Consider the following 19,875-nt stretch of genomic DNA (forward strand, 5'->3'; position numbering starts at 1 on the left):
GGTCATACCCCTGTCAAGTAGACAGATGAAAAAAGCTATGCTGCCAGTGCGCATCGATATTCAATCGGTGCGCGCTGTTTGAGTTTGGCTTGAAAGCGTCGGTAGTTGTAATTGTACATGTAATCTTCCACGGCTTGTCGAATCTCTGCTTCTGAATTACACTGGTTAAGGTACAGCTTCTCTGTCTTGAGATGCGAAAAGAAAGATTCGATGCATGCGTTATCCAGGCAGGTTGCTTTGCGAGAGTGGCTGCCTTTGACGCCAAATGCTTCTAATCGTGAGTTGTACGCCTGAGACGTGTACTGGAAGCCCTGATCCGAATGGAGCACGGCTTCCGAAACGTCTCTTTTTTGTGTCCATTGTTCCACCGTATCCAATACGAGCTGAACATCGTTCCGTTTAGATAACTGCCAAGCTACAATCTCGTTGTTGAACAAGTCTTGAATGACAGACAGGTAAACGAATGCGCTCCCATCCGAAATATAGGTAATATCCGTTACCATTTTTTGCTGGGGTGCTGTAGCGTGAAATTGGCGCTTCAGGCGATTCGGATAGATCACAGATGGCGTATAGCTGGACTTCTTCCGCTTCTTACGAATTACCGATTGGATCGATAGTTCCCGCATGATTCGCCATACTTTCTTGTGATTAACGTTCAGACCAGCCTCCCACAACGCCGTTGTCATGCGAGGATAACCAAACTCTCGGTTTGCAAAATGAATAGCCATCATGTGTTCTTTGATCTCACGGTCACGTTCTTGTCTTGCGTCTCGCTGCGGCTGGGTTGCTCGCCATTTATAGTAACTGGATCGGGGTATTCCTGTAATCGATAGTAGGCGTGTAATGCCATGCGAGCAGCGCAATTCATCGATGATATCGTAGTTCTCCCGTTGGCTCAGCGCTTCTCCTTTACTAGATTTGGATACCGCTTTTTTAAATAATCCACCTGTGCTTGAAGATAGTCTCGTTCTTCCTCCACGCTACCAAAGGCTGTACGGGGACGTCCCTTCAATGGATTGGGCACACTGTTTTTTCGTTCATCGAACGCTTCCCCGTTTTTCCACTTTTTCACCCACACCTTCAGTTGTGAACAGTTGCGAATTCCTTCGCGTTCAGCGACTACTTTGTAACTTGAAGAACCTTCGACATAGGATCTAACTGCATTCAATTTGAATTCTTCCGTATACGTCTGAAATGTTTGCCCTTTTTTCGCCATAAAAATATCCCCTCCAAGTATCACTTGAACCTCCATGATAACATGAAGGTTTTTTTAAGTGTCTACTTAAAGGGGATAATACCAATGCGATGAACTCGCACCCAGCTTTTTTGATTGAAAGAACACGCTAATCCGCTGTTCGCTGGCTTCCCTCTCGGGCATCATGCCTGCCACTGCGCTCTCACGTGTCCCATCCCTTTATGCTATCTCTTACTGGACTTTCAAACGGATTACGTTCCATGATGCTTTCGCCAAGCTCGCCGTAATCAGGGTATCAGATACAACTGCACCCCCACGATTATGAGGAGCAACGCGGTTTGGTTGTGCTGCCGTATTAGATGCTTTGAGATCATCACTCTCCAGCACGATATGCTCGATCACAGTACACTTCCCGAAGCTGCGCAGATCCACTTCGAGCGGAAGGGATTCTTCCAGATGACGGTTGACTGCGAATACAGTCACTTCACCCTGCTCTTCGTTATGAACCGCAATAGCTTCCAGATAAGGAACATCTGTGATTTGTTTTGTATCGTATTTTGGAGACTGGATCAATGGCACCAATGCTGTTCCACGTCCGAAGAGGGACGTATGCATGAATGGATAGAAGATCGTCTGTCTCCATGAACCACCGCCCGTATCTGTCATGATCGGTGCAATAACGTTAACGAGTTGTGCCAGACAGGCCATTTTAACTCGATCCGCATGTTTGAGCATACTGATCAACATACATCCAACAAGCAGTGCATCCTCGTGGTTATAGATATCCTCCAGCTGTGGCGGAGCAATCTGCCAAGGGTCCATCTTTGAATCATTTTCATTGGAGTGATACCATACATTCCACTCATCAAAGGACAGATACATCGTCTTTTTGCTGCGTTTCTTCGCTTTGATATAATCACAGGTCGCCTTCACGGTATCGATAAAACGATCCATTTCAAGCGAGCGTGCCAGGAACGTTGGCGTATCTTGCTCTTGATTGCCGTAGTATTGATGCAAGGACAGATACTCCACGTGATCATACGTATGATCCAGCACCGTTGCTTCCCATTCCGGGAACGATGGCATATTCAGATTCGAACTTCCGCAGGCTACCAGCTCAATCGTCGGGTCCGTCCACTTCATGACTTTTGCCGCTTCAACAGCTAACCGTCCATACTCATCTGCCGTTTTGTGACCAATCTGCCAAGGACCATCCATCTCGTTACCCAGACACCATGTTTTAATCGCATGTGGCTGCTTGTATCCATGCTTGATGCGAAGATCACTATAGTACGAACCTTCCGGATGGTTGCTGTACTCCACAATGTTGCGAGCTGCATCCGTACCCCGTGTTCCCAGATTGACAGCCATCATGACTTCAGAATTAGCCTGTTTCGCCCAGTCCACAAATTCGTTGAAGCCAAATTCATTGGTCTCAATCGTTCTCCAGGCCAGTTCCAGTCTGCGTTTGCGTTCTGACACAGGTCCAACCGAATCTTCCCAATTGTAACCGGATACAAAATTACCTCCAGGATAACGTACAATCGGTACGTTCAACTCCTTGACCATCTCCAGCACATCCGTGCGGAAACCCTGTTCGTTCGCTGATGGGTGCCCTGGCTCGTAAATCCCACCATAGACAGCACGTCCCAGATGCTCAATAAATGATCCGTACAATCGCTTATCCACTACACCAATAGTAAAATCTTTATCTACCGTCATTTTTGCTTTTTCCATAATGAATTTCAACTCCCTAAGATTAATATAAAAATTAATTGATATTCTATGGATCAACGTTCATATTTATATTAAAATCGATTATAGCCTTAATTTCAACCTGAATTTTGCAAAATATTATTCTTTTTACTGAATTTATGTTTAACTTAATTCTACACAGACAAAATGGAGGAACTACAGTGATTAGAGCAAATACTGATGCCGAATGGCTACCCCTATATGAAGCACTTGCCAGTGAAGTCCGTCTACAGATCATCCGCCTTGTTGCAGAGACCCCGATGAATGTGAAAGACCTTGCTGCTTCACTGGGTCTGAGTAGTGCCATCGTGACCATGCATGTCCGCAAACTTCAGGATGTGGGCATTATTCAGTCCAAAATGATACGCAAAGACGGCGGCACACATAAAATGAACAGCCTTGCTGTAGACTGGATTGGCATCTCCATGCCGCAGGAAAGTGGCACAGCCCGCAAGCTTCACGAGGTTTCTGTACCTGTGGGACACTACACCCACTTTGACGTCTATCCAACATGTGGTCTGGCTACGTCCAATCATGTTATCGGTCAGTATGATGACCCTCGTTATTTTCTCGACCCCGAGCGGATGCATGCGCATATTCTGTGGTTTGGCCGTGGATTTGTGGAGTACAAAATTCCAAACTATATCTTATCCGGACAGCAGATCAATGCCATTGAATTGTCCCTCGAGATCGGATCAGAAGCCCCTTCGGTGAATCCGAATTGGCCCTCGGATATTACATTCATGCTGAATGGCATCCGATTAGGGGAATGGACAAGCCCTGGAGATTCAGGCAACGGACGTGGCATGTTCACCCCGGAATGGTGGAGTGACAGTGTCAATCAGTACGGCATGCTCAAGGTACTGCGAATTACCAATGAGGGTACGTTTATTGATGGACAACATCTATCCGACATTACACTCGCAGATATCCCGGTCGAACGCAACCAATGGACCCTTCGTCTTTCGGTGGAGGAAGATGCTCAGCATGTGGGCGGGCTTACCTTATATGGCGAGGGATTCGGCAACTACAATCAGGATATCCTGTTCCGGCTGTACTATCACGATTGAGTTCTTCAAAATAATAAACAACACCAAAACACCTCCCAGTCGCCTGTCAAAGGCAGAATGGGAGGTGTTTTGTATGCATATGAACATGCGTGGATTATTTAAGAAAGTTCTTGTTCTAACTTACAGCGCACTGCCACCAAATAGGAAGCGATACTCCCAGTGTTTGCCGGAGATATCACTAGTTGTTACACCACCGCCAGCGTTGGAATACGTATGTAATACCTTGCCGTTGCCCAGGTAAATCCCTGTGTGCGTAATGGTTGCGCTAGATTTATTCACGCCCGAATACGATGATGCAGAGCTGCCTTTATACGACATGAAATACATCAGATCGCCGCGTTTCAGGTTTTTCCAGTTCGTCTGAACTGTACCCTTGGCTTTTACATAGTCTCCCTGTTTGCGGGAATCCGCTGGAAGCTTGATGCCCAGTGCATCAATGAAGGCCTGGCGTACAAAGCTGGAACAGTCAAAAGTAGCTGTGCTGTTACGACTGGCTCCGAACTCATAAGGTGTTCCCAAATATTTCATTCCCGCTGCAATCACTTTTTCTACAGATGCATTGCCGGTCACCGATGTACCACTATTCGAACCCGATCCGCTTGTGCCGCCACTAATCGCTTGTGTGTATTTGGATGAAGAAGATATGTAGCCTGTCCGGTTAGCAGAATCCTTAATCTTATACCAATCCGAACCGGATTGCTGAAGCACCGTTACCGTTTCCCCTTTAGCGACCAAGCGAACAATCTTCGCAGAAGAAGAAGGTGTTGTGCGTAGGTTTACGCCCCAAATTACTTTTACTTGTGAATTGTTAACAGCAGCTGCCGATACCTGTGCCGTTAGTGCTCCTGTTGTCAGACTTCCCATCAGCATCGTTGCTGTGACACTTGCCGTAATAATCGTTTTTTTCCAGTTCATGATGTCGAGTTCCCCCTGATGTTACAGAATTTTAACCTGGCTTGGTTCTCCCGGGCTTGCCCCATTGTAAACGGGCTATCCATAACGTTCATCAGTCGAAAGTCCTGTATTGATATAGGCGAACTTGAGCACTAAGTATCAGGGTGTGTCCATAATCTGCTGGAAAAATTCACTGCTGATCCCTTCTTTTTGAAAAGTTAAATTATTGTAACTATTTGATATGCTTCATTTTACCGCGATAAAAGAGTTAGGTCGTTTCTCATTCAGGGTATATGCCATATGACCTAGATTTTAATGATTAAAATCGCAAATATGGTAAACATTACTATGATTCATTTGCCGATTACCGTTCACCGAATTCACATTTTTGCCTCCAGACTCAATACGGATCGATTTATCAGCAGTTTCCGGTGATTATTTCGAATTTCATTTTTGCTTTCCATAAAACAAGAAAAGCCAGGGATTCCTCCCCGGCTTAACCTGTATGATGAGTAACATCACTCTACAATCGGTCGATCAACTCATTTAAGGTTCAATTCCCCATACCTTGGCGCCATCCTGATAAGCCGTCACTTTTGTCCAGGCACTGAAGGCCGATTGGGTAGAATCAAAGGAATAATCATTCGTTTGATCAAAATTCGTCCAGTTGTTTTTCGAGAAACGTCCCTGGATGATTCCGGTTTCGGCACCCGCGGCCAAACTGCCGGCACCCGCTTTGAATCCAATCTCCAGATACGTATCTGCCGTGCCCTTGGCCGGATCTATCGAAACAAAATGACCTTCCACGTTACCACTGCCAATCTGCGCATAATCACACCAGAAACTCAGATCAGAGGCACTATCCTTGGTGAAATAATACCGGACCTTCACTTTGCTCAAGTCCACAGCAGTTGTACCTGTATTTTTCACATTGAACTGCGGAGTAATCGCATTGACCGAAGCCCCTGAACTACCATTACGGTATTGTACTTCAAGCGTTCCCGTTGTAACTGGAGGTACCAATGGGGTCAACACCAATACATTTGAATTCGTCTGACCACTCGTATTAATGGCTACGACTCTATAATTATAAGCCGTACCATTCACCGCTGTAGCGTCGGTATACGTCAGTGCGGTCAAACCTGTTGCCAGATCAGCATATGCCCCGCTGCCTACCGAACGTTGTACCTTATAACTCGCTGCTCCAGTTGATGCAGTCCATGTCAGTACCGCCTGGGCATTGCCAGCCGTTCCAGTAAGGTTGAATACGCCTGGCACAACGGTACCTGCGAGTGGTGTTGCAGATGCCTGTGTCGACGGTGCAGACTCACCTACGGCATTCACCGCAGTGATGACATAATAATACGTTGTGCCGTTGGTCAAGCCTGTATCCGTGAATGTCGATCCTGTGACCCCTGTCGCTACAGACGTATAAGGACCACCATTCACTTCTGCACGTTTCACGTTATACGAGGCTGCACCAGCGGCTGCGTTCCAATTCAGAACCACTTGCTCACTTCCTCCAGTTGCTGTTACGCCAGCAGGAGCAGCGGGTACTTCCACTTCCGGACTATCGGAATCTCCGAGGAGACGATCATACTCGCCATACGCTGTAGCCATATCCACCTGTGACCAGAACCGGTGATACGTAAAGGTAGGTGCACCGTTTTCCCACTGCTTCGTGGTTGTGTTATATGACGTTTTGTACAGATTATCCAGGTAAGCCCATGCCGGATCTTGCTTGATGGCCGGACGCAGATCGGAGTATCCAATGTATACGCCATTGCCACCTTTCGCCGGATCGGAAGGTACACCTGCTGTACCTGGAATCGTATTGCCTTGACCAAAGGTTCCAGACCAGTTCGCCGGGATATAGATCTCTTTGGCAAAGAAGCGGAAGTAGTCTTTACGCTCTTCTTCCGTAACAATCCCCACACCATCATTGTAATCCCAAGCTGTATCCAGCAAAGCCTCAGCCAAATCCTTGGCTTCTTGGCCTTCCGCGCTAAATGTACCGTTCTCTGCCTGTGTTCCGGCTGCGAAGAAGGTCAGAGCTTTAACGTAACTTCCCAGAACTCCTGTGTCCTGCACTGGATCTTTGGTCGTTACACGGAAGTTCGGATTTTCCGTAAACGAACTGAATCCATTCCATTTGTCCGGTTGACCCTGCCATTCCTGACCACCAGGAATCCAGAATTCTCCCGGAGCCGGCGTTGTAGCTACCTGAACATTAGTTCCACCCAAAATGCGCTGTCCAGCCGCATTCAGATAATAGCCTTGCGCATCCGTCACCGGACGCTCACCTACAAATACATAATCCTTACTCCAGTCGATCCACTTCGTGATTACTTTTTTGGCCATCTGGAAGTTCTCAGAGGTCAAATCACCGCTCTCCGCAAGAATATAGTACATCTCGGCTACACGCTCCAGCGGCCATGCCTGGAATCCAAACCAGGTGTTGGAATCCGGATCACGATACACTGGTGCTTCTTGATAGGCCATGTCATAGAATGTGCTTACGCCTGCCGGATAGGCTTTGTATGAACCATCCAGACTGTTCGTTGCTCCCCCGCCGATAGCTCCTTCATGGGATTGTAGCCAAGTGTAGAATTCCAACTGACGTTTCAGCGTAGCATTCCAATCTGCCTTCGCTGTTGCTGATTCCGGAATCAAGCCGCCAGCCGGATCAGACAAAGCATACGCTGCAACCGGGTTTTGATAAGCCTGATGGGTATGGCTCGCTCCAATGCGCCAAGCCCAATCCCCACCTTGACCCAAGCCACCGCCCCAAGACGTATACCAAGCCATGAGATACATGTTGGAATCCTTACCTGTACCCGGAGTTGGTGTACCGCTCTTTGCACTTCCAATTTTCTGGAAGTATTTATCATACATTCCATAGCGCAGATAGTCCCCCATCTTCTTCGCTTTATCCAGATATTCCGGATTGTTGTATCCCATCTCCTTCGCCCAATACAGCACCTGTACTGCACGTGCATCGGCATCCGTTGCGTTTGTATAACGCCATTGCGCTGACGGTACCTGAGTTTCCTTTGTGAACAAGCTCATGAAGCCTTCGTTTGCCTTACCAAAAGATTTATCATCCTGGGATGGATGCGGAATGGCTTCCCACACAGACTCCTGCTCCCCACGTTGGAACGTATTCACATAGGTAGCTGTATGTGATGGATTCAACAGGTTGCCATATCCATACCAGTTATCCACATCGACCAGCCAGTGCATGAGATAGGTCTGATTGTCACCATAGGTCGCCTTAAGTTCGGCATCAATCGGGTCTTTACCCGCTGCATATTGACCATTAAGTGGCGATGGATATTGATCAGGAAAAGGTTTTTCCGCTGCATACGTAGCAGGGCTGTTCGGGTTGTATGAGCTCATCGTAGGCTGCTCTTCCTTGCCGTCACCTTCATTGACCGGGATAATGTATTTCTCCATACTGTCCCAAGCTGCTTCCAATTGGGACCAATCTCCCGTGTAGTGACCGTACATGGTTTCCAACCACAGCCAGTAACTGTATGCCTCGGACGTCGTCATATGACCATAATCCGGAGCCTCACTGAGCAGGGTCTCAATGGAATGATACGGTAGACCCTCTGGCGAAAAATATCCGTTCGCCGGATCTTTCAACTGATCATATAATTGCAAAAACCGAACTTCATTAATGCCGTCTGCCTGAATCTCGATGGCCTGATCTGCGGCATGTGCTGTTTGCGGCCCTGCCCAGAGTCCGGTGTATCCGGTCAACATGACGGTTCCCGCCAGCATGGCTGTTAAACTTTTTTTCGCAGCTGATTTCAACATTAATATATACCTCCCTGGAATAGTGGAAATTGAATATAGTTGCGTGTTCAAAAAGAGCGGTTTTCAGTACCGAGAAGATGGGATGAAGCTAGAAATGGAGTAGCACAGCGTAGGGAAAACTACGTGAGCAACGGACATTTCGGCTGAATTCCATATTCGATGCTGATGATGCCACTAGGCATCCTTTGTAATCAAAAGCGAACTTTTTGAACAACCTCTATAAATGCTGTTGGTCTGCACATGCTGCTCTTCTGCTCATGATTCAGCCAGTTACGGCTCCAAGCCCCATACTTTGGTGTTTACCTGATACGCGGTTACCTTGTTCCATGCGGCAAAAGCCGTCTTGGAAGCATCATAGGAATAATCATTACTTAGATCAAAATTGCTCCAGTTATTTTTGGAAAAGCGTGCTTGAATCACGCCGGTCTCTGCTCCAGCGGCCAAACTGCCTGCTCCAGACTTGAAGCTAATCTCCAGATACGTATCTGCGGTACCCTTCGCCGGATTCACTGCGACAAATGTACCTTCAACATTGGCCGTGCCCATCTCGGCATAATCACACCAGAAGGTCATTTGATCCGCACCATCCTTGGTGAAATAATATCGGATCTTCACGGTACTGAGATCAATCGCCTGTGTTCCGGTATTCTTCATGTTGAACTGCGGAGTCACCGCATTACTTGAATTCCCGGACCCTCCGCTGCGGTACTGCACTTCGAGTGTACCGGTCGTCACCGGAGGTGCAGAAGGCGTCAATGCCAGGACATTGGACAGTGTCTGTCCGTTCGCATTCACGGCTGCAATCCGGTAATTGTACGTGGTACCATTCAGTGCTGTTGTATCGGTGTAAGTCAGCACAGACAATCCAGTTGCCACATCTGCATATGTCCCGCCTGCCACCGAACGTTGTACCTTATAGCTAGTAGCGCCCGAGGCTGCTGTCCAAGTCAGGACCGACTGCGCATTGCCAGCTGTCCCACTTAAAGTCAGTGCTCCCGGCACCGTCGAAGCTGCTTGCGGGGTAGCCGACACCTGCACAGAACCCGATGATTCCCCTGCTGAATTCACAGCAGACACTACATAATAATAAGCCGTCCCGTTGGTCAGTCCCGTGTTTGTGTAGGTCAATCCATTAACCCCTGTCGCAACAGTTGTATATGGTCCTCCACTCACCTCGGAACGCTTCACCGTATACGATTCGGCCCCGGATACAGCGGCCCAGGTCAGGTTAACCTGACTGCTTCCCGCTACAGCCTGCACGCCAGCAGGTGCGCCTGGAACCGTGACTGGTGTAACACCAGGCTCCTGTCCATACACCTTCACCCCTGCATCATAGACTGGAAGGTATATGCTCTTCACAGGAGTGCCTGTGGTCAGCGTCTGGAACGAATGATCATTGCTGGCATTCCATGCACCCTGTGGGCCTGTAATGCGGAACTGTACTTCTTTACGATAATTTCCTTCCCCACCTGGATAGATCTTGGTATTACCGAAGTTCGCCGTAATGGCATAGATATGCTGGGTTGCATTCACCACAACTGGTTGGGATACCGTCGCCCCCTCCGTATAGGAGGTTGTCACTTGCACGTCCGATACCGTACGCCCGGCAGCATACACTTCACTCAGATCCAAGAAATACTTAAAAGAAAGTTGATCTCCCATTCGGGCAGGCCAAGCGGATCGATTATTAAGCTGTGCTCTGATTTCCGTATAATTGGAACCGGATGATTTGATAGCAGCTTCCACAAAGAACTCATCACCCTTGACCTCAGGTGCAGGGAAGTTCGCCAGGGGCTGATGATTCTGACCAAACAGCAAATTCATCTTTGCCAGTGCGCCAGTAAAACCAGCATTGTAGTCGGTTGCGACCTCATTACTCACATAATCCCCGATATCATCGGTATAACCATCCGATGCATCCGGGCCACCGACCATGGCACCATACAGAATGTGGCGATGGTTAGCCGGGATATCTTCGTTATTCAGCCATGAACTGTGAGCGGTCCGATGATGCGGATGTTGAGGTGCATTTTGCCCATATCCGACCACATAACTGCTCTGACGCGGATTATCGCCCAGAATATAATTCATCTGTGAGACAGCAAAATCCTGATATCTCGACTTTTTCACAGGATCACTGACCCAGTCGGAGTATACAAAAGAAATAAAGGATGCATTCGCTGCATATCGGAGCGAGCCCCACTGATCCAGCCACGCCAGACCTCCTGGCGTATACTTGACTCGTGTCCCATTGACTCCAACCGTCCAATAATCCAGATTGCGCTCAGTCGACTGAATAAATCTCGTCGCCTCCGGCATGTTCAAACTGGACGTAATTCGTGCAAGCAGGATCTGGGCACCATAATGTTTACTGTCCCAACCTTGTGTCCAGGTATAGGGCCAATTGGCTGAGCCTCCGCTAGAAGACCACCGGTCCGTAGCTGCAATGGCTTTGGACAAGTAAGCGCTATCATTAGTAGCTAAATAAAGCCATGCGCCACCCCATGCCAACTCGTCTTCGTATCCTGTCCACGAATTATAAAACGCTGCAGCATCAGTGATACAATCGGTGTATTCCCCCCGATATGTATCTGCGAAGTTGTACAGCTCTTTCGCATGTTGAAGCAGTCTGGCCGAATATGCCGGATCATCATCTGCAAATACAATCGATGACGCTGCCAGCGCTGCAGCCGTTTCTGCCGCCAGATCACTGCCAGGGCATGAAGCATCTATCTTGAACGAAGGACGGTTCATCTGCATGACTTCTGCAGGCCCCCACCAGGCATGGTCGGTATTGCCTGCCCCCACTTGTCCCCATAATTCATTTGGTTTCGTATGCGCTTTCATAAAGTAGTCGGTGGCCCATCGGATATTATCCTTGATCTCCTCCAGTTGTCCGGCCTGTTCATATCCGTCGCCGTATTCCACGACAGACCAGGCGAGCATCGTTGCGGAAGCAGCCATCGGAAAACCAAACTTCACATGATCTCCGGCATCATACCATCCTCCGGTCAGATCAACGCCTACATCAGCTCCATCCTGCATGCCCGAATTACCACGCCATTCGACCCGATTACTCGCTGGCAACGGACCCGAACGCTGTGCCTCATAGAAGTAAATGGCCTTTTGCAGTGCTTCAGCATAGTTCTGATTTCCGGCGGCCGCATCCGCCTTACGAATTCCTGTGCCCATCGATAAACTCCCTGCCAGTAGTCCTGCCGATAACGCGATCATAGCGACTCGTCTCCACCAGCTCCCCTTCATGTTCAACTATTCATCTCCTCTTCATCAATATTCCGTATGCAATACTCTGGACTGCAAGTTTATATCGCTCCTCCCCATGGTGTATTTCAGTGTAAACTCCACCATTAATTACCATTATAGCCGTTTGTTTCACCAGCTATATAAGCGTTGGTGACTTCTGAAATAACATTGTTGTGACCTGCTCTGCGTCATGTGACAAAAAAAGCTGTTTCTCTAACGCATATGCGCGTTAGAGAAACAGCTTCTCGCCCTTGTTATCATCAACAGTACAAATCGAATGGCATTCTGACCATCCTGTCAGTATGCTCCTGTACACCTTAGGTATCAGAACATCTCATTAGTTACACTTTGAACTTGTTAATCTGCTCCTGCAGTTCTTCCGCCATTTTGGATAATGAACCTGCGGATGATGCAATCTCTTCCATCGAAGCCAACTGCTGCTGAGTTGCGGCAGATACATTATGAACCCCGCCCGCTGCCTCTCCGGCAATGTTGGAGATTTGACTTACATATCCTACAACCTCAGTTGTGCTCGCCGACATTTCCTCTGAACCTGCAGATACTTCCTGGATTTCACCCGCTACTTTGTTGACCGCATCCGAGATTTGCTCGAACGCTTGTCCTGCCGCAGTAACCATCTCGATTCCTGCTTCTGTCTCACTGCTGTTCACTTTGACTGCCTGAACAGCATGATCTGTATCTTTCTGAATCAATTGAACGAGATCCGTAATTCTTTGCGCAGATGTAGAAGATTCCTCAGCCAACTTACGCACTTCTCCCGCAACTACGGCGAAACCACGTCCGTGCTCTCCTGCTCGTGCGGCTTCAATGGCTGCATTCAGTGCAAGCAGATTGGTCTGCCGGGCAATGTTGTTGATTACCTCGGTAATGGTTCCAATCTCTGCTGAACGTTCCCCCAGCCCTGTAACCAATTCAGTAAGCGAAGCAATGGAATTTCGAACAGAACCCATCTGTTCAACCGCTTGCTGAATAATCATATTTCCTTCGGAAGATTGATTCGCCGCATCTACAGCAGATACGGATACACTCTGAGCAAGCTCGGCAATCTGCTCTGATCCGAGAGCCATCTCATTCATCGCCTGAGAAGAGCGCTTCACAATATCAACTTGATCTGACGTGCCCACAGCCAGTTCCTCAACCGTTTCGGAAATCTGTTCCGAGGCTTGAGTATTTTGCTCTGCACTTGCAAGAAGCTCTTCCGATGAAGCCGCTACCTGTTCGGAAGTCATCGAGACCGATTCAATCATGGAGCGCAAATTACCACTCATGGTATTGAAGGAAGCCGCGAGCGTTCCCAATTCGTCTTTGTTCTTAAGTACAATCGTCTCACCCGTCAGATCACCATTGGCAATAGCCATGGCTGCTTCATTCATCTTTTTGATTGGACGTGAGATGATGCTTGCAATGAAGAAAGCAATGAACACGGCGATCAGGAATGCAAAAATCGTCACTGCCAAAATCACATTAAATGTATTCTCTGCCATCACAACAGACTCATTTGTTGCTGCATCCGATCCTTTATTCCCAGATTCAATCAGCTTGGCAATCGTGTCGTTAGCTGTATACCACAATGGATAGGCTTCAGTGTGCAGTCTACTTGCTTCTTCATAGTTATTTGCAATACCAAATTCGATAAATGCTGGCATTTTCGCCACATAAGCATCATAATTCGTACTGAAATCATTGTAGAGCTTCATCGCTTCATCATTGCTCTCAATGAACGTTAGCAGCTGCTTACGCTCATCTTCAATCTTCGTGAGGAGCAACTTTAACGCTTCATTCACCTTGACGTTTTCTTCTTCGTTTTGTTCAACGATAATCGCCAGCGCCAACCGCTCTACATCCGAAACATCACCATTCATCATACCTAGTAGGCTCACACTCGGCATCCAGGTCTGATCCACATCATTAGCTTTGTTTGACATTTGATGGATCTGAATTAACGCATAGACGCTTACAAAAACCAGCAGAGCCACGACGATTAAAAAACCAGTCAGTAACTTGCCTCGAATCGTTAACTTCAATATCCCCAACTTATTCCCCCGCGTGTCTTCCATGTGTCCCACTCCTCAAAATAATACATATTTATAGTATATCGTCACCTATCGCCATGAATTGTAGATGTCAGAAATCAATTTCTCTAAATTTCATGTAACTTCGAACATAACACAAAAGAAGCCTCCCATCTTTGGCAGAACCAGAGATTAAGAGACTTCTTTCATTAAACTAAACTACCAAGACTTCACTAGACATTGCGATCAGACTCTATCGGAAAACACGTCGGTGTATGTTAATGAAAAAGTCGGGAATCGACTTGGTATAATTGCGGGTTGTAATCAGAACCACACTAAGCAGACTTCCGAGAATGAATCCTCCCAGAATATCTCCTGGATAATGCACACCAACATATACACGCGACACCCCTGTCAACACAGCGAGTAACAACATCCATGACCCGAAGCGACGTCCAATGAAGAATGAAGCAGCCGCTAGAGCAAATACAAAGGAAGCATGTTTACTTGGAAAAGAAGGATCAGGTACATGGGCCACCAGCTGATGCACAGTCCCTTCTACAAAAGGTCTTGGATGACCGACCGCTGGTGATATCCCCCATTTGGCCAGAACTAGCGCTACAATGGAAGCTACACAAGCATAGAAAACACTTCGCTGTTTCGACGGATCGCCGAGAAACCATACGATAACGAGCAGTGCGATCATGACCCAAACCGCATACTCGGATGATGTGATCATAAACCAGTCCAGAAACGGTATTTGGTCTGCAAACTGATTAATCCAATTAAATAGTGATTGATTCATAACTGGCTTTTAATACCCCCATTACACAAAACAAGATTATTTTTTACATATTAAATATACACTAACTATTTGTCAAACAATCTTCACATTGACCGAAGTTACGAAATCAAAGAGGACTTTTTGCTTTCTTTTTGTTAAACTAGTTTGGGTTACATATCAGTTCAATCATAGAAAGGTGAAGATTATGCTTAAAAAATGGTTATGGGGTACAGCCCTGACCCTGGCACTTGCGATTACAGGTGTCGTTGTATATTACGGATATTCGATTGTTCATTTTGCCAATAGCATCTCCACGGCTTCCGGGACTTCATCCAACTCGTCCTCTTCCGGCACAGACAACGATTCAGACACACCAACGACAACGATTCCCAGATGGGAGGGCCAGGAACGGGTGAACATTCTGCTCCTTGGTGGAGACTCAAGAGGCGACGATGCAGGACGCTCAGATTCGGTCATGGTCGCTTCCATTGATCCGGTCACCAAGAAAGCCCATCTATTCTCCGTACTGCGTGATACCTATGTTGCAATTCCCGGGCATGGCAAAAGCAGACTTAATGCAGCCTTTTCCTACGGGGGTGCGGAGCTGACCAAACAAACCGTCAGTGATCTGCTCGGCATTCCCATTCAGCATTATGTCTACACAGACTTTACAGGTTTCATGGCACTTGTTGATGCGGTAGGCGGTATTGAGATCGATGTGGAGAAAGACATGTATTACACCAGTAAAGCAGATAAACATATGTACGACATTGACTTAAAAAAAGGATTGCAGCATATGGACGGCAAAACCGCCCTGCAATATGTTCGGTTCCGGCATGATGCCACCTCGGATTTTACCCGTACCGAACGGCAACGGATCTTCATGACCGAGCTGGCCAAGAAAATGCAGAGTACCACGTCACTCTTCAAAATCCCGGATATCCTGGAAGCCATCGCTCCCTATATTGAGACAGACCTTAGTCCAACCCAGATGTTAAAACTCGCATCACTTGGCTTCGATATCCATGTGAACGATATCGATCAGCAGCAGATTCCACCGAACAAACTACTCACCAATGAACTCGTCGGCTCAGCTCAGGTGCTGGGTGTTGATGTAACCAAACTCCAGTCCTACATTCAGAAAATGTTTGAAGAAGATGTCGAATCCTCAGAGACTCCATCATCAGAGGAACAGAACTAAAACAAGCATCAGATATATCAATAGAAAAGACGGCCAAAGCCGTCTTTTTTAGTACCTATTTTCTCCATTTAATGCAGCCTTAATGTTTAACGGGTACCCTTATATGATGAACTCCGGTTCCTGGAGGGAGGATTACAATGTGAAAAAACCGCGAATAGCGGAATGGACCGAACTGCGGGGCATTGCCTTTCTGGCAATCGTCATGCAGCATAGTATCGCTGAATATATCTATCGCGCCGATATTGAACAACCGGATTCCATTATGCTGACCATGATTTATCATCTGACCCGATTTGGTACGCCAACGTTTGTATTTTTATCGGGTGTAATGTTGTTTTACCATCATCGTAACACCAAACCGGAATATCCTCGCTTCATTCGAAAGCGATTTGGCGATATCTATATGCCGTTTGTCGTATGGACACTGATCTACTGGCTTTCTGTCCGTATCTTCACCCCAGCGTTCTGGCTTACAGGTATACCGGATTTTCGCAGTCTGATTCGTGAACTGTTTGTCCCGCAGACAGGATATCATCTCTGGTTTGTCATTATGGTGTTTCAGTTCTATATTCTGTTCCCCCTGTTCTGGACAGGAGCAAAAGCCATTCAGAGACGTATCCAGAACACCTCACGTTTCACGCCCATGCAAGTCATTATCGGACTAATTGTCTTAGCAGCTGCATTCTACGGCCTGCTTATGAAATGGTCCTACTATAATATGGGGAGCTGGACAGAATCTATGTCTGAGCCATGGTCAACGTTGCTGCAATATCGCTCCTATTCATGGGTGATGTACTGGTTTTACTTTTTACTGGGTGCCGTATGTGCCTGGTCAGTGGATAGCTGGAGGAGTTGGACCACCAAGGTACTGCCATGGACAATCTGTCTGTTTATAGGAATGTATATATGGCTTGGTTACGATGTGCTGCGTGGGTCCGGGGATGTTGTTAATCTGAATATCTCCACCTATTTGAAACCAACCACATTCCTAACCATTATGGCTCAGATGTTTATGATGTATGGTTTCCTTGTACTGATGCGGGGCAAAGATACTCAGTTTCAGCGCCTCTTATCCTGGATTGGCCGCTATTCATTTGGTGGATATCTGGTTCATGCACTGGTGATCTACGCGATCGCTTATGTAACCAGACCGCTTCAACTCAGTGGATGGCATCTGCCTGTAACGTTGCTATCATTCCTTGTAACGGTTGGTATTGCTCTTGCAATCAGTTGGGCATTATCCAAGCTTCCTGGCTCCCGCTTCACCGTAGGGTTAATGCGCAAACCACGTTCTATACCTAATTCATCTGTTAATACGGATAAGAGAAACTCACCCCAGCCAAGCCCCTCACCTATTCCCGCTCACAGTCGGGGAACGCGTGAGACATTATGAAGCAAGAAGAGCGCCCCCTCACGGAGACGCTCTTCTTTATTTCACTTCGCTCGAAGTTGATCGTCCAGGAACAGGTTCCTGGGGACCCGGGGCTGGATGCATGTTGCCCTTCTGATTCACAAATCTCTTCAGATCACCCGTTAATTGTTCCTTCAACTTGTCCACCAGCTGCGTTTCACTAATGCCTTTTGCCTGAGCAATCTCAGCCAGGGATTTCCCTCCCTGAAGCTGCTCGTGCAGTTGAGCGGGTGTGACTCCAATAAAACGGGCGATTTCACCTTTATCTACCATGGAACGTTTGCCATGGTGGGCAAATTCACGGCGCAAATCACGAAGCGGGGTATTGATGACCTTTTTCAACTTGGTATCCATGTCAGCCTTCGTCGCTGCAGCTTGTTCCTTGGTGAGACAACCTTCTTCCACAGCTTGATCCAGACGCTGTGCCAGTGTAGGCTTCAACTTCTGCAATAACTGCTCCTCACTAAGTCCCTTACGCTCTTTGGCAATCTGGGACAATGTCTTGCCAAGTTCCATCTGTTCTTTCAGATCCCGAAGTCCAATCCCAAGCAAATCTGCCGTCTCACCAATCATGAACAGACCGTGTCCTGCCTGCATGCATGGCTTCGCTGGTTTGCCGGAGGAAGAAGCTTTTGACGCATCGTCATGTTCCTCAGCCCGAACCGTTGAATCAGCGAATGCCACATGTCCTGTTGCTGCTGTTATGACTACGGCTGCCAATCCGGCTGCCATCCATGTTTTCCATTTCAAATTCATTTTTCTGCCGCCTTTCCGATGTCGAAATCCTGTGCCTTCTTAGTTTGAGCCTAAAATCCACTTTTTTATGCCATAAAAGACAAAAAGTCATCATTTTTCTCACAATTGATCACAAAAAATCCTATTTTTTTCAGTTTATTTCCGCTATACTGAATGTAACTTCATGATCTATATCAGTTGAACTACATATTATTTACACTGACACTACGCTGACAGAACAACCTTCCAATCGCTGTTATCCCCAGATTTTTTTTGATTCCCTTTTCTCAAGGGAAAAATCCGGTGATAAAGGCGAACGCTTCGCTTTTTCAGGTTCTTTCTGTCCTCTCCGTAATCGTGTAAATGATTAATTCAACTAATATAGTTGAACAGTCCTGGATCACCTTATCGCAGGAAGGACGATATGTAATAATGCGGAAAGATTGGTTAGATCCGTTTAGATCCGATCTGGAGGTCGTGTTTGCTTCAGCGGAGCAACTCGTACGGGAATATCCCGAACCCTTATCAGGACATGCATTAGAGCAGCTTCGTTCGGTTAATCCACTGTTACGAGATTCGGGACACAGCTACATCGGGTACATCATTCCACTTTGGATGCAACACTCAGATAAACTACCCCCAGAGAAAGCACACCAATTAAGTACAGCCTGTCTCATTCACATGTTATATTTTCTGAATCAGGACGACGTGATGGATGAACAACCCGAGAACGCCACATTGAAGTTATCCCTGGGTAATCTATATTACATGGATGCACTTCAATCTTACTCGGTATTATTCAATCCTTCCTCCACGTTCTGGGTCTATTTCAGACAATATGTAGTGGATTGGGCCGTGAGTGTTACGGGTGAGCACTCCATTGATTATTTCCAACAGAATCCCTTGTTGATTGCGCAAAAGGCTGCCCCTCTGCTCATTGGAGCCACTGGTGCACTGCTTCTGCTGAATCAGTCCGACCGGATAATCCCGGTGTGTTCTGCCATCAACATCACACTCATGACACTCCAGATGACCGATGACTTCACAGACACGCAACAAGATGCTGTGCATGGAAACTACAACAGCTACCTCTCCCACATATCCGCAGCACTGAATCACAACTATCCAGTTCATCCTCTAAGCGACCGTATACATGACAATGTATACAATACACAACTCATGAACTCTTACGTAGACATTGCTTATCACTATAATCGTACACTAACATCTTCTAACTTAGGAATATCGCATCTTGAGGCGTTTAATTCTTATTTATGTAGCACTTTAGTACAAGCTGTTCAGGACATTACACAACGAAAGAAACAGCTCCTCCAAGGCGGGTTTCATCACTGGATTAGCGAGCAACAGTTGGGATTCTGAGCATAAGGATGAAGCTGATTCAGTTTAATTTTAAATATGAAGGGAATGTTGACGATGATGGTATCAGAGAAAACGTTGCATGAGGATATTATTGAAAAGGCTTGGACTGACGAGCACTTCAGACAACAATTGCACTCCAATCCAAAGCAGGCGCTTCGTGAAGCGTTCGGCATCGTAATTCCGGAGCACATTCAGGTACGTACTGTAGAGGAGCAGCAGAATGACTATGTGCTTGTCATACCTCCCAATCCTTCCAAAGTAAATTATGATGTGAATTGCGGACCTTGGAGAAGTTAATTCGGGTGAGCTAATCTTGTAGTGTAAGAAATCA

Annotated in this window: 14 protein-coding genes; 5 read left to right on the forward strand and 9 right to left on the reverse strand. The window is 47.0% G+C overall.

The features are described from left to right. Window positions 1-35 precede the first annotated feature (35 nt). The 3 genes from ACDJ59_RS20035 to ACDJ59_RS20045 form a co-directional block, all read right to left on the reverse strand. A complete protein-coding gene (locus tag ACDJ59_RS20035) occupies window positions 36-899 on the reverse strand; it encodes an IS3 family transposase (RefSeq protein WP_413409867.1) in 864 nt (287 codons plus the stop codon). Then, window positions 896-1,216, reverse strand: a complete 321-nt coding sequence (locus ACDJ59_RS20040) for a transposase (protein ID WP_413405187.1) — start codon at window positions 1,214-1,216, stop codon at window positions 896-898. Before ACDJ59_RS20040 ends, ACDJ59_RS20035 begins: the two co-directional genes overlap by 4 nt. Before the next feature lie 210 nt (window positions 1,217-1,426). Continuing rightward, a complete protein-coding gene (locus tag ACDJ59_RS20045) occupies window positions 1,427-2,932 on the reverse strand; it encodes an alpha-N-arabinofuranosidase (RefSeq protein WP_100526926.1) in 1,506 nt (501 codons plus the stop codon). Window positions 2,933-3,114: 182 nt separating this feature from the next. On the opposite strand from ACDJ59_RS20045, the gene ACDJ59_RS20050 reads away from it, so the two are divergent. Continuing rightward, a complete protein-coding gene (locus tag ACDJ59_RS20050; RefSeq protein ID WP_047844139.1) occupies window positions 3,115-4,020 on the forward strand; it encodes an ArsR/SmtB family transcription factor in 906 nt (301 codons plus the stop codon). Between the two features lie 120 nt (window positions 4,021-4,140). On the opposite strand, the gene ACDJ59_RS20055 is transcribed toward ACDJ59_RS20050, so the two are convergent. The 5 genes from ACDJ59_RS20055 to ACDJ59_RS20075 all read right to left on the reverse strand — a co-directional run bounded on the left by ACDJ59_RS20055 (window position 4,141) and on the right by ACDJ59_RS20075 (window position 14,838). Then, the gene (locus ACDJ59_RS20055) at window positions 4,141-4,935 is read right to left on the reverse strand and encodes a C40 family peptidase (protein WP_047841902.1); all 795 of its coding nucleotides are present in this window, start codon (window positions 4,933-4,935) and stop codon (window positions 4,141-4,143) included. Between the two features lie 525 nt (window positions 4,936-5,460). After that, entirely contained in the window at window positions 5,461-8,736 is a 3,276-nt protein-coding gene (locus tag ACDJ59_RS20060; protein WP_413405190.1) for a glycoside hydrolase family 48 protein, read from the reverse strand. Between the two features lie 270 nt (window positions 8,737-9,006). After that, complete coding sequence (locus ACDJ59_RS20065) at window positions 9,007-12,000, reverse strand: glycoside hydrolase family 9 protein (RefSeq protein WP_413409868.1); 2,994 nt, start codon at window positions 11,998-12,000, stop codon at window positions 9,007-9,009. A gap of 341 nt (window positions 12,001-12,341) precedes the next feature. Continuing rightward, window positions 12,342-14,078: a methyl-accepting chemotaxis protein gene (locus ACDJ59_RS20070; protein WP_413405192.1), complete on the reverse strand. Its 1,737-nt coding sequence runs from the start codon at window positions 14,076-14,078 to the stop codon at window positions 12,342-12,344. Between the two features lie 208 nt (window positions 14,079-14,286). Continuing rightward, entirely contained in the window at window positions 14,287-14,838 is a 552-nt protein-coding gene (locus ACDJ59_RS20075) for an undecaprenyl-diphosphatase (RefSeq protein WP_413405194.1), read from the reverse strand. 184 nt (window positions 14,839-15,022) lie between these two features. Here ACDJ59_RS20075 and ACDJ59_RS20080 point away from each other — a divergent pair, with 184 nt between their 5' ends. Both ACDJ59_RS20080 and ACDJ59_RS20085 read left to right on the forward strand, forming a co-directional pair. Further along, complete coding sequence (locus ACDJ59_RS20080; RefSeq protein WP_413405196.1) at window positions 15,023-16,018, forward strand: LCP family protein; 996 nt, start codon at window positions 15,023-15,025, stop codon at window positions 16,016-16,018. Between the two features lie 139 nt (window positions 16,019-16,157). Then, window positions 16,158-17,411 carry an acyltransferase gene (locus tag ACDJ59_RS20085; protein ID WP_413405198.1) on the forward strand — a complete coding sequence of 418 codons (1,254 nt, stop codon included), beginning with the start codon at window positions 16,158-16,160 and terminating at the stop codon, window positions 17,409-17,411. 36 nt (window positions 17,412-17,447) lie between these two features. Here the strand turns inward: ACDJ59_RS20085 and ACDJ59_RS20090 are convergent, their stop codons facing one another. Further along, window positions 17,448-18,185: a hypothetical protein gene (locus ACDJ59_RS20090; protein ID WP_413405200.1), complete on the reverse strand. Its 738-nt coding sequence runs from the start codon at window positions 18,183-18,185 to the stop codon at window positions 17,448-17,450. A gap of 411 nt (window positions 18,186-18,596) precedes the next feature. On the opposite strand from ACDJ59_RS20090, the gene ACDJ59_RS20095 reads away from it, so the two are divergent. Together ACDJ59_RS20095 and ACDJ59_RS20100 are read left to right on the forward strand one after the other, a co-directional pair. Further along, window positions 18,597-19,544 carry a hypothetical protein gene (locus tag ACDJ59_RS20095; protein ID WP_413405202.1) on the forward strand — a complete coding sequence of 316 codons (948 nt, stop codon included), beginning with the start codon at window positions 18,597-18,599 and terminating at the stop codon, window positions 19,542-19,544. Window positions 19,545-19,580: 36 nt separating this feature from the next. Further along, complete coding sequence (locus ACDJ59_RS20100) at window positions 19,581-19,841, forward strand: NHLP leader peptide family RiPP precursor (RefSeq protein ID WP_223199858.1); 261 nt, start codon at window positions 19,581-19,583, stop codon at window positions 19,839-19,841. Window positions 19,842-19,875 lie beyond the last annotated feature (34 nt).

It is taken from the genome of Paenibacillus amylolyticus, assembly GCF_047302515.1.
GTDB classification, from domain to species: Bacteria; Bacillota; Bacilli; order Paenibacillales; family Paenibacillaceae; genus Paenibacillus; species Paenibacillus amylolyticus_G.